The sequence below is a fragment of the Capnocytophaga sp. oral taxon 380 str. F0488 genome (genome assembly GCF_000318255.2).
Classification (GTDB): domain Bacteria; phylum Bacteroidota; class Bacteroidia; order Flavobacteriales; family Flavobacteriaceae; genus Capnocytophaga; species Capnocytophaga ochracea.
The window spans coordinates 24,914-35,808 of record NZ_KB291228.1; the positions used below are offsets into that span (position 1 = coordinate 24,914).

Below are 10,895 nucleotides of genomic sequence, written 5' to 3' on the forward strand. Positions count from 1 at the left end.
ATAAGCTACCCCCACCCTCCTTACACCCTTTTTTTATCAAAATCCCTCTTAACCTTCTTCCGAACTTTTCCGTTTCCTTCCGACTCTCAAAGACCCTCCCCAATAAAGTCTTCAATTTCGCCTAACCTCTTGCCCGACACGTCCGACCTGTCAAAAAACTATTTTTATCACTACTCATTTGCTAATTTTCTAATTTTCTAATTTTCTAATTTCTTAATTTTCTCATCTTTCATCACATTTTTTCGTAGTTTCAAAAAAAGTCGTACCTTTGCAAAAAATTACTCACAGGTCTTGTAGTTCAACGGATAGAATAGAAGTTTCCTAAACTTTTGATCCAAGTTCGATTCTTGGCAAGACCACTTTTTTATCAAAAAACTTGGTCGGTATAAAAAAATATCGTACCTTTGTTGTTTCAAAAGGCAAATCCATCATTTTAATAACTTAAAATATCGGAATTATGAAAGACCTAAATGTATACATCGAAGAATTGCTCTACAAACACCAATGCGTGATTATCCCTAAGTTTGGAGCATTTATATCTAATAGAAAATCAGCCCAAATGGCTGAAGATAAAACGTTCGACCCTCCTAAACGAGAGCTCAGTTTCAACGCAAGCCTCACTTCTAACGACGGCTTGCTCATCAAGTATATATCCGAACAAACAGGCATCGAATATAACTTGGTAGAAGATTACGTAAACTTAGCTGTCGAAGGGTGGAAACGCATCTTAAAACAAGACCAAACCTTAAATCTCGAAAAAATCGGGACTCTTAGGTTAGTCGGCGAAGGTCGTATCTCTTTCGAACCCGCTGACGACGTGAATTTCCTTACCGATTCTTTCGGTATGGCGCCTTTCGTACCTCACGAAGTAACCGCTTCCGATTTGAAAATAGAAGAAAATCAAATCCGTCCTACACTCGACCATTCAAGTACCGATACCGGCATTCCTAACCTTCCTCCAGAAGAAGAAGATGCCGTAGTAACTCCTACTGAAAGTCCTGTGAGCCAAGTTACAGCTCCTGTGGTAACCAATACTCCTAAAACCCACAGAGGTACTACCCCACCGCCAGCTAAGGAAAAGAAACCTGCTAAAATAATGCCGTATGTAAAATATACAGCAGTAGCCTCAGTAGGATTAGCCTTTTTGGCTTATGGAGCTTACCTGCTCTTTGGTGAAAGAGTAGTAAACGATGGCAATAACGAACAACAGTTTGCAATTACTGACAGCTTAGTACAAGAGCGTCTTAACCAAAAACTCAGCGAAGCAGCCGTGTTCACCCCGCCTATTACTATTCCTGCTATTCCTTTGCAAGTAGAAAAAGTAAAGGCTAAAAAGCCCGAACAAGTAAAACCTGAGCAAGTAAAGCCTGAACAAAAACCTACTCAGTCCACTAATCAAGCTGCCACTACGGTAGCGACAGCCAAGCCCGCTAACACGCCTGTACAAGCTACCTCTACGCCTAAGCCAGCGCAAACTAGCACTGCGCCCAAACCTGCACAAACCACTACAACACCTAAGCCCGCTCAAACCAATACCTCAGGTGTAGCCTCTACCCCTGTACGTACAAATTCGGCAATGGCAGCTAAAAAATACCAAGTGATTGCAGGGGCTTTTAAAGACGAGAAAAACGCAGAAACCCGAGTGAAACAACTCCAAAAGTTAGGGTATAAAAACGCTTTCGTATTAGGAATGAATGCCAGAGGTTTGTACCAAGTAAGTTATGGCGGGTTCGATTCTATGGACGAAGCTAAACTACAACAAAAAGAAGTGCAAAACTCTAAAGAAGAGAAAAAACTCGACGGTGGCTGGATACTAACTCAACCCTAAAATAATGATGAAACTCAAGAAAAAACCTTCTGACTCACGTACTATACTCACCGACCTCGTACTCCCAGGCGAAACCAATCACCTCAACGCTCTGTTTGGGGGTGAACTCCTCGCCCGTATGGATAGAGCTGCTAGTATTGCCTCACAACGTCACTCTGGGCGTTTAACCGTTACCGTATCGGTAAACCACGTGGCTTTTACTCACAGCATACGCATAGGAAGCATTGTAACGGTCGAAGCCGCCATCTCTCGCGCTTTCTCTACTTCTATGGAAGTATATATTGATGTGTGGATGGAAAATATCTATGGCGAACGTACCAAAGCTACCGAGGCGATTTACTCTTTCGTAGCGGTAGACGAAAACGGTCGCCCCGTAAAAGTACCTGAAATAGAACCAGAAACCCAGCTCGAAAAAGAACGTTACAACGGTGCCCTACAACGTCGCCAACTGAGTCTTGTGCTTGCAGGTAAACTCAGTCCGCACGACGCTACCGAGCTAAAAGCTCTCTTTACTGAATTAGAAAATAGCTGATGCATTTAGTAATAGAACCGCTGTAAAAGGCGGTTTTTCTCTTAAAAACAAAGCAAAATGACCTTATCTGAAGAAAACCACTTGAAAGCTATCTTTCACCTTTATAACGAAAAGAAAGAAGAGGTGAATACCAATGCTATTGCCGAAGTGATGAACACCAAAGCTTCATCAGTAACCGATATGCTTAAAAGGTTAGCCGATAAGGGGCTCATCAACTATGTAAAATATCAAGGGGTAACACTCACTAAAAAAGGCACGCAGAAAGCTATTGCTATCATTCGCAAACATCGTCTTTGGGAAGTATTCTTAGTCGAAAAACTCAATTTTTCTTGGGACGAAGTGCACGAAATAGCTGAAGAGTTAGAACATATACAGTCAGAAAAACTTATAGAGCGTCTCGATGCTTTCCTCGATTTTCCTAAAAAAGACCCCCACGGCGACCCGATTCCTAACAAAGAAGGCGTTTTTACCACCACTATTCAAACCCTATTAAGCGAGCTCAAACAAGGCGATAAAGGTATATGTGCAGCAGTAAAGAACACCTCTAAGGAATTTCTCGTTTACCTCAACAAAATGAATATAGCTCTTGGCGACGAAATAGAAGTACTCAGCAAAGAACCCTTCGACGACTCTATGACTCTACTGGTAAACGACAAACAAATCAACCTATCAGCAATGGTATGCCGAAATATCTATGTCAATGGTTAGTGATTAATTGTAAATAATTAATTGCGTCGCAAACTTTGGTAAAGTTGAAATTTTACAGACAAAGGTTTTAAAAAGATGAAAAAAAACAATATAAAAAAACTAAGCCTTATTTTAGGTCTTATATTCATTATAATAATCGGTTACTGCGGTTACTGCATTTACCGTCACTATGCCCGTACTCAAAAAATCAGCTTTGAAGAGAAAACTATAGAACGTAGCGATGAGAATTGCGAAGATAACTGTTTCTCTGTAAGCCTAAACTATCTATATTGCAACGGTAATAGCGAGTTTGCTAAGAATTTCAATCAAGAAATAGAGCTACAACTCTCCAATTTTCTCCTTTCCAACGACGACTCTCTACAAGTGGAAGGTATCAGTATAGAAAAAGCTTTAGATAGCCTTACAAAAGATTACTATAAGCTTCACGAACATTTCCCTGAGCTCCCTGCTTTCGAGTTTATCGCTACCGATAGCATTATGTGGCAAAACAGTAAGATGCTTTCTTTAGTGTCCAACCGTTATGCTTTTACCGGTGAAGCACAACCTATACAAACCAAAGTTTTCACTCACTTTGCGTTAGATAATGGTGAAGTAATTACCAATGAAAACCTCTTTACCGATGAAGAAAAAGTAACCCAAATAGCCAAACGTTATTTTGAGAAAGCACAACAAAACGCCACCATCACTCCTTTAGATGATAAAAAGTTTGATTTTGAAGATGGAACCTTTCGTCTTCCTAACCAAATGGGTGTAGCAGCCGATGCTCTCATTTTGTTCTATGAACCTTTTGAGATAGCTCCTTATGTAGATACGCCTTTTGAAGTGAAAGTACCTATAAAAGAAATTATGCCTTATCTCACTTTTGCTGACAATAAATAACACTATGAAAGAACGATTAACAACATTACATAACGCTCTCTTACAAAAAACAGAAGTAGAAGGTCTCACTTTTTTAGCTGAACAATTTCCTAATGAGATAGTTTTTTCAACCAGCTTTGGGTTAGAAGACCAAGCTATTACTCACCTCATTCTCGCAAACCAAATTCCTATTAGTATTTTCACTTTAGATACCGGTCGCTTGTTCAACGAAACTTACTCAGTTTGGGAAAGCACTGAACAGCGCTACAATACACATATTTTGCCTTATTATCCCAAAACACACGATATAGAAGAATATGTACATAAAAATGGCCCTTTGTCTTTTTATCGCTCAGTAGAACTGCGCAAAGAGTGCTGTCATATACGCAAAGTAGAACCCCTTAGCCGAGCGCTAAAAGACAAGAAAGTATGGGTAACAGGTTTACGTGCTGACCAAAGTAATGCTCGTAAAGATCTCCCTATACTCGAATGGGACGATACTTACCAGCTCTTTAAATACAATCCTATCCTCCATTGGACGTTTGAAGATACCAAAGCCTTTATCAAGGCACATAACATTCCTTATAATGTGCTACACGACAAAGGTTTTGTAAGCATAGGCTGTGCCCCTTGTACTCGTGCTATCAAAGAGGGTGAAGATTTTCGCGCAGGTCGTTGGTGGTGGGAAAGCAATAGTAAAAAAGAATGCGGACTACACGAACACAAATAATAACAAAGAGCTCCACTTAGCAAGCTAAGTGGAGCTCTTGTTCTCTATAAATATTTTATTAATTAAGATTTACCCTTTGTCTTTTCGCTTCAAAAATAAGCACCGCAGCAGCAACTGATACATTCATAGAGTCGATTACACCTTCCATCGGGATAATAATGTTCTGAGTGCTATGGGTAAGCCATTCCTCTGTAAGACCTTGGTCTTCCGTACCTACTACGATAGCACTGGCTTCCTCAAAAGATACTTCGTAGTAAGGTTTAGAGGCAGTAAGAGCAGCGCAATAGCTATTGATACCTTTGGCTTTGAGAAAATCAATCACTTCAGTAGTGCTACCCGTTGCGATAGGAACAGTAAACACACAACCCACGCTCGAACGTATAATATTAGGGTTGTAGAGGTCAGTTTTAGGATTAGCAATAATCACAGCGTCTATATTAGCAGCATCAGTAGTGCGAAGAAGAGCCCCTATATTACCTGGTTTTTCAGGAGCTTCAGCTACCAATAACAAAGGAGAATCGGTTGCGAAAGCCAACGTATTTAAGCTGTGCTTTTTAGTTTGTATTAAGGCAATAACCCCCTCAGTAGAACTGCGATAACTAATCTTTTGGTATACTTCTTTGCTAATAGCGATAGGATTTACTCCTTGAGCTGTATAGCTAAGGAGTTTTAGCAAGTGTTCTTCTGCAAAAATCTCAGGCTGATATAGCAGTGTTTCGAGAGTGTAGCCTCCTTCAAGGGCTAAGCGTATCTCGCGAGCACCTTCTACTACACATATTCCTTCTTTTTTACGCTCGCGTGATTTCTCGCTGAGGAGAACTATTTTCTTTATTAGGGGGTTTTGAGTACTGGTGATGTTCATTTTTAGGTAAGAGATAAGAAGTAAGAAAAAGCTGCCTACTCTCGTAGGCAGCTTTTGTTATCATTTATCCATAAGCACCATACACTGCATCAGTTCGGGCTTATTTTTGGTGTAGTCATCTAACCAAACTTTCAATTCTTCTATTTCATAAGGTAATAACCTATCAATAGCTTTTTTTAGTTCCTTACAAAATAGGTTAGGGTCGAAACTCACTTTCGATAAAATCATTGTGGTATATTCAAACATAGCTCGTTTCATAACTTCATCTATTTAGAATTTCACTGTACAAATGTACTTCTTTAAAATGAACTAAGCAAGTTTTTAGGTGTTAATATTGTGTTAATTTTTATAACTATTTCAGTTTCACATCGTATTCTAAATGGGCTTGCACTCCACGTTGCTGAGCGATATGTTTCACCTGCTGATAGACTTCATAAGCTTCTACACCCATCTCATTGCGCAAGTTCTCGCCTCTCAGATTCGCTCCAAAACGACGGAACATTGCTTTAAAGTCCATTTCGAAAGTGGGGTAAGAAACGGTGCGATATTCTTTAAGTCCGTTGTCTTTAGCAGCGTAGGCGATAGCATCATTCAGCGAGCCGATTTCATCTACCAAACCATTAGCAAGAGCTTCTTTACCGCTCCATACTCTTCCTTGTGCAATGGAGTCTATTTGAGCAACTGTTTTACCACGCCCTTTGGCTACACGGTCTAAAAATACAGTATACACTTGCTCGATAGATTCGGTCATTTCTTTTTTGAATTGTTCAGTAGGTTTTTGGAATACACTATAGAACTGAGCGTTAGGGTGAGTGCTTACAGTTTCGGCATTTATACCCCAGTTGGTAGCTAAGGCATTTACATTGGGAATTACCCCAAACACCCCAATAGAACCGGTGATAGTACCTGCTTCTGCAAAAATGCGGTTAGCATTGCAAGCAATATAATAGCCTCCAGAAGCGGCATAGTTGCCCATAGAGACATATACCTTTTTCTTCTTTTTAGTAACTTCGATTTCTCGGTGCATCAATTCAGAGGCTAAGGCATCGCCACCAGGGGAATTGATACGAAGCACAATAGCTTTTATATCTTTATTATCAGAGGCTTTGCGCAAAGCACGGATAATGGTTTCATTACCTACGATTTCGGCACGTCCTTCGCCTTGCATAATCTCACCATCGGCATAGATAACGGCTATTTTATTTTTGGAGTGCTTGCCCGCTGCTTTACCTACTACGGCTTCGGCATAGTCTTCAATATTGATAAAATCAACCTTATCGATACTTTTACTACCGGTTTTATCACAGATGATTTGCTCGAATTCATCACGGAAAAGAATGCCGTCTATGAGTCCGTTGTTTTTAGCTAACTGGGCAGTACGTCCGCCTACATTGGTAGCTATTTCATTGAGTTTTTCTACGGGAATATTACGACTTTTAGCGATATCGGTAACGATGACGTTCCACATAGCAGAGAGTAATTCGGTGAGTTGCTTGCGGTTGTTATCACTCATCTTATTGTCTAAGAAAGGTTCTACAGCGCTTTTGTATTTACCGTGGCGAATCACTTCCATTTGTACACCGCTTTTTTCTTGGAGACCTTTGAAGAAAAGGACTTCAGAAGAGAGACCTCGGAGCGCAACACTTCCGAGCTGACTAATATACACCTTATCGGCTACGGTTTGGAGATAGTAATCGAGTTGGGAAATTTCATCGCTATAAGCTAAAACGAATTTGCCAGAAGTCTTGAAATCCTGCAAAGCCTTGCGAAGTTCTTGAGCGAAAGCTAATCCGCCGATGTTACCCGTACTTTTGAGGTAAATACCTTTGATACGCTTGTCGGTTTTGGCGTTCTCAATAGCTTTGAGAGTTGCATTAAGTCCGTTATAGGATTCAGAGGTATAGTCGAAATCCTTAAAGGTTATGCGCTCGCCGTAGTCTACTAATGGTTCTTCAAAAGAGAGTTCGAGTACAGAGTTGTCCTTCACACTCACTTCTTCACCTTTGGCACCACCTACCACTGAGCTTATCATCACAGAAATGAAGATGAGGAAAAGAATAAAACATATCCCCATAGAGATAAAGAATCCGAGGATAGTGGCTAAGAGAGTTTTAAAAAAAGTCATATTGTTGATGTTTTAATGATTATTTTTTGGGTGAAATGTTATCACTATCATACCATATACTGTCTACGGAAATTAGTTTATTTTCAACGTCATTTTCTTTACTTTTAACATAAAATATTCTTTTAAAATCTTTGATACCATTAGCAATAATCTCCCCAAAAATACTGAAAGTAAAGTACATTTAATTCCGTTTTCTACACCTTTATTTAAATTAATACTGGGGCAAAGATAGGAGAAAATTAGCAAATCAGCAAAGTTTTAATACAAAAAAAGAGCTTATCTGGAAAGTTTTGTTTTGTAAGGGCGATTGGCAAATCGCCCTTACAATGTAACTAAAGGATTTTGATTATCAGGGTAATCAACTTAGCCAAAGTTTGAAAATTCGGCTAAGTATGTAACTATTACTTTTCTGTTTTTATGGCTCTGAGAATTTCTCCTGTCCAGAGTACGAGGCTGGTAGCGCCAATGATGATTGTCCAATCAGTGAGTTTGAGTGGGGTTACATTGAACATCTGTCCACCAAAAGTAGTGATAAACACTTGACCGATGACAATCACCGTAGCGATAAGTATAAAACCTTGGCTCTTGCCTATATTATAAAAAGTACTCTTGCCAGTACGATAAGCTTTGGCATTGAACATATTCCAGAATTGCAAGAACACGAATATCGAGAAGAACAAAGAAAGTTCATAAGCCGATAGTCCGTTTTTGGGTGTTCCGAAGTGAAAGAAATGACTGAAATAATCAGTAATTGAGAATTGAGTGAGACTGGTGATTTCCTCATTTTTAAAGTACTGAATGAAACCAAAAAGTAACACTACAAAGAATCCTCCTACACCAAAAATGCCTTTCGTCATTGGTTTTGTAATGATATTAGCACCACGCGCACGAGGTTTATCGTTCATTACGCGGTTGCTCGGTGGTAAGGACGCTAACGCTAATGCCGCAAAGGTATCCATAATGAGGTTCACCCAGAGCATTTGGGTTACGGTAAGCGGTGACTCTACCCCTAAGAATGCCCCAATGAGCACGATGATACACGCTGCCACATTGATAGTCATCTGGAAGAGGATAAAACGCTGAATGTTTAAATAGAGTGAACGCCCCCACATTACGGCTTTACCGATACTACTGAACGAGTTGTCCAAGATAGTGATATCGGAAGCTTCTTTGGCTACTGAGGTTCCGTCGCCCATTGAAAGACCTACTTGGGCAGCTTTGAGGGCTGGTGCATCGTTGGTACCATCACCGGTTACGGCTACAACTTCGCCTTTTTGTTGCAATAGGTTCACGAGGCGTGCTTTGTCGAGCGGACGTGCGCGTGAAATCACACGTAGGTCGGTAATGCGGTCTAAGAGTTCGGTATCGCTCATTGCGGCAAATTCTACGCCGGTGATTTGGTTGCGCTCGGTGCAAGTATCGTCCCACAAATGTATTTGGCGGGCGATTTCGCGAGCGGTGCCTGGTGTATCACCGGTTACAATCTTCACCTGAATGCCTGCGTGCAAACACTCTTCAATAGAAGCAGGTACATCAGGGCGTACGGGGTCAGAAATAGCAGTAATACCTATAAAATTTAAGCTATTTATCACTAACTTACCATTTTCGGATATTACCGTATTCGGGTCGTCGATTACTTTATATGCAAAACCGATAGTACGCATCGCTTGGTTTTGGTATTGTAATAGTTTTGCCTCGAAATCGGCTTGAGGAATATCGGAAAGGAATTTACCACCTTCATAGCAAAAAGTCATTACGATTTCGGGAGCTCCTTTTAGGTACAATACCGATTTGCCCAACGCAGGTGATTGCACCAAAGTAGCCATATACTTGCGTTCGGTAGAAAAAGTGAGTTGGTTAAGCACTTCACTCCCTTCGCGTATGGGCAAGTAGTTGGTTCCTTTGCCGTAGAGCCACAATAGGAGTGCTCCTTCGGTAGGATTCCCCAGCACGTTTGGTTTTTCTTTATCAGTAAAATCGAGGTAAGCCGTAGAGTTCACCGCCATCGATTCGGCGATGAGTTTTTCACCTAATTGTTCATCTGTAAAACGATTGAAATAAGTTTCGTAGATAGTCATTTGGTTTTGGGTGAGCGTACCCGTTTTATCGGTACAAATCACGGTAGTAGCGCCCATCGTCTCACAAGCGTGCATCTTGCGCACGAGGTTATTGGTAGCCATCATACTGCGCATACTATAAGCCAAACTGAGGGTAACACTCATCGGTAAGCCTTCGGGTACCGCAACTACCACCACAGTAATAGCAATCATCGCTGTATTGAGAAGATAGTGACCAAAATCAATCCAATCGATTTGGTTTATGTTATGAGCAGGAAGTGTAAAATATAGGATAAGGCGACCTACAATCACCAAAATTGCAATGACGTAACTGATTTTGGTAATCATTCCTGCGAGTTTATCCAACTGTTCGTTGAGGGGAGTTTTCACTGTGTTGTCTATCTGAACCCCTTCGAACACTTTGCCGTATTCGGTAGCATCGCCGACCTTTTTCACTTCAAAAATACCGTGACCATCGGATACCGAAGTACCGCGACAAACGTAGTTAGAAGGGTAAGTAGCTTCTGCCTCAAAATCGGCTGGATTGGTGGTTTTGTGTACCAAAGGTTCTCCGGTAAGGGTAGACTCGTTGATATGCATTGATACGGCTTCGAGGAGCTCGCCATCGGCGGGTACTTCTTCACCGGTTTCCAAAATCACTATATCGCCTACTACAATATCCTTTTTGAGCACTTGTGTAATGTGTTCGTTGCGAATGACTTTATAGTAAATCTCGTCGTTTACCTGATTGAGAATTTCGAATTGTTTATTGGCTTTATGTTCAAAATAGAAAGCGACACCTGTAGCCAAGAGTACAGCAAAAAGAATCCCTATGGGCTCTAAGAAAGCATCGAAACCTTCATTATGCACCATATACTCATAAGTAGATACTCCAAAAGAGAAGACGAGGGCAACGAGAAGAATGATGATAATGGGGTCGGTGAACTTTTCTAAGAATTGTTTCCAAAGCGGTTCGCCTTCTACTGATGAGAGGGAGTTTTCGCCGTATTTTTGGCGACTTTCAAGGACTTGCGCATCGGTAAGACCTTTGTAATGGTGTTTTTCTGCCATAGTTTTTTGAGTAATTAAAATGCAAAGATAGCTATAATTAGCGAATTAGAAAATTATAAAATGAGAGAATGAGGAAATTAGGAAATTTGGAAATGAGGAAATGAGGAAATGGGGAAATGAGGAA

The 10,895-nt window shown here is 40.6% G+C and carries 9 protein-coding genes and 1 tRNA gene; 6 read left to right on the forward strand and 4 right to left on the reverse strand.

Annotated elements, in window-relative coordinates; translation table 11 throughout:
- The first annotated feature begins 287 nt into the window (after positions 1-287).
- From HMPREF9078_RS09310 to HMPREF9078_RS09335, 6 genes are all read left to right on the forward strand, one after another.
- Positions 288-359 (forward strand) — tRNA-Arg (locus HMPREF9078_RS09310).
- A 98-nt stretch (positions 360-457) separates the two neighbouring features.
- Positions 458-1,828 (forward strand): SPOR domain-containing protein, encoded by a 1,371-nt coding sequence (locus HMPREF9078_RS09315; RefSeq protein ID WP_009420441.1) that lies wholly within the window; start codon positions 458-460, stop codon positions 1,826-1,828.
- Positions 1,829-1,832: 4 nt separating this feature from the next.
- Complete coding sequence (locus tag HMPREF9078_RS09320) at positions 1,833-2,360, forward strand: acyl-CoA thioesterase (protein ID WP_002675152.1); 528 nt, start codon at positions 1,833-1,835, stop codon at positions 2,358-2,360.
- Positions 2,361-2,417: 57 nt separating this feature from the next.
- Complete coding sequence (locus HMPREF9078_RS09325; RefSeq protein ID WP_009420442.1) at positions 2,418-3,068, forward strand: metal-dependent transcriptional regulator; 651 nt, start codon at positions 2,418-2,420, stop codon at positions 3,066-3,068.
- 75 nt (positions 3,069-3,143) lie between these two features.
- Positions 3,144-3,947: a DUF3298 and DUF4163 domain-containing protein gene (locus HMPREF9078_RS09330; RefSeq protein ID WP_009420443.1), complete on the forward strand. Its 804-nt coding sequence runs from the start codon at positions 3,144-3,146 to the stop codon at positions 3,945-3,947.
- 4 nt (positions 3,948-3,951) lie between these two features.
- Entirely contained in the window at positions 3,952-4,656 is a 705-nt protein-coding gene (locus HMPREF9078_RS09335; protein ID WP_009420444.1) for a phosphoadenylyl-sulfate reductase, read from the forward strand.
- A 58-nt stretch (positions 4,657-4,714) separates the two neighbouring features.
- Here the strand turns inward: HMPREF9078_RS09335 and HMPREF9078_RS09340 are convergent, their stop codons facing one another.
- The 4 genes from HMPREF9078_RS09340 to HMPREF9078_RS09355 form a co-directional block, all read right to left on the reverse strand.
- On the reverse strand, positions 4,715-5,518 hold the full coding sequence (locus HMPREF9078_RS09340; protein WP_009420445.1) for an RNA methyltransferase: 804 nt from the start codon (positions 5,516-5,518) through the stop codon (positions 4,715-4,717).
- 60 nt (positions 5,519-5,578) lie between these two features.
- Positions 5,579-5,776 carry a hypothetical protein gene (locus HMPREF9078_RS09345; protein WP_009410562.1) on the reverse strand — a complete coding sequence of 66 codons (198 nt, stop codon included), beginning with the start codon at positions 5,774-5,776 and terminating at the stop codon, positions 5,579-5,581.
- 94 nt (positions 5,777-5,870) lie between these two features.
- On the reverse strand, positions 5,871-7,643 hold the full coding sequence (gene sppA / locus HMPREF9078_RS09350; protein WP_009420446.1) for a signal peptide peptidase SppA: 1,773 nt from the start codon (positions 7,641-7,643) through the stop codon (positions 5,871-5,873).
- A gap of 401 nt (positions 7,644-8,044) precedes the next feature.
- Complete coding sequence (locus HMPREF9078_RS09355) at positions 8,045-10,771, reverse strand: calcium-translocating P-type ATPase, PMCA-type (RefSeq protein WP_009420448.1); 2,727 nt, start codon at positions 10,769-10,771, stop codon at positions 8,045-8,047.
- Positions 10,772-10,895: the final 124 nt, after the last annotated feature.